The sequence below is a fragment of the Acetobacter conturbans genome (assembly GCF_011516755.1).
Lineage (GTDB): Bacteria > Pseudomonadota > Alphaproteobacteria > Acetobacterales > Acetobacteraceae > Acetobacter > Acetobacter conturbans.
On the sequence record NZ_WOSY01000076.1, the window covers coordinates 1 to 769 of the forward strand.

Here is a 769-nt window from a genome sequence, read left to right on the forward strand (position 1 = left end):
GGATGCGCCGGTATGCTCTGAGTGACAGTCAGTGGGAGCAGATCAGGGATCTTCTTCCGGGCCGGGAAGGCCATGTGGGCGGGACGGCCGCGGATAACCGTCTGTTTGTGGAAGCGGTGCTGTATCGGTATCGCGCTGGCATTCCCTGGCGCGACCTGCCGACCCGGTTCGGGGACTGGAAAAACGTTCACAGACGGCTGCGCCGCTGGTGCGAAAGTGGTGTGATCGAACGGATTTTCCGGCATCTGGCGGCTGATCACGACAACGCATACATGATGATCGACAGCACGATCGTCCGGGCTCACCAGCACAGCGCTGGCGCCCGTAAAAAAGGGGCGCGGATCAGGCCATCGGACGGTCCCGTGGGGGACTGACCACGAAAATCCACGCCATTGTCGATGCTGCCGGGAAGGCTGTCGCCCTTTCCCTGACGCCCGGACAGAGAGCCGATATCACTGAAGCAGAACCTTTACTGGATGAAGTCGATCCCAAAGCCTTCATCGCTGATAAGGCTTATGATGCTGATCCCCTGATTGATAAGCTCGAAGAGCGGGAGATCACACCGGTCATTCCTTCAAAAAGAAACCGTAGAAATCCACGGAAGATCAGTTTCTCACATTATAAAAACAGAAACATCATCGAACGCTTCTTCGCCAGACTGAAGCATTTCAGAGGCATCGCAACACGCTACGACAAGCTGAAGTCAACCTTTCTCGCTGCCGTGCAACTCGCCTCCGCCATCATCGGAATTAACTGACGACACGCCCTA

The 769-nt window shown here is 56.3% G+C and carries 1 protein-coding gene; it reads left to right on the forward strand.

Features of this window, described 5'->3' with window-relative positions; translation table 11 throughout:
• Nucleotides 1–2: 2 nt before the first annotated feature.
• Nucleotides 3–757, forward strand: a protein-coding gene (locus GOB81_RS17390) for an IS5 family transposase (protein ID WP_173571465.1) whose coding sequence is annotated in 2 segments (ribosomal slippage) — nt 3–333 and nt 333–757 — 756 coding nt in all. Because the reading frame shifts where the segments join, the coding sequence is not laid out codon by codon here.
• Nucleotides 758–769 lie beyond the last annotated feature (12 nt).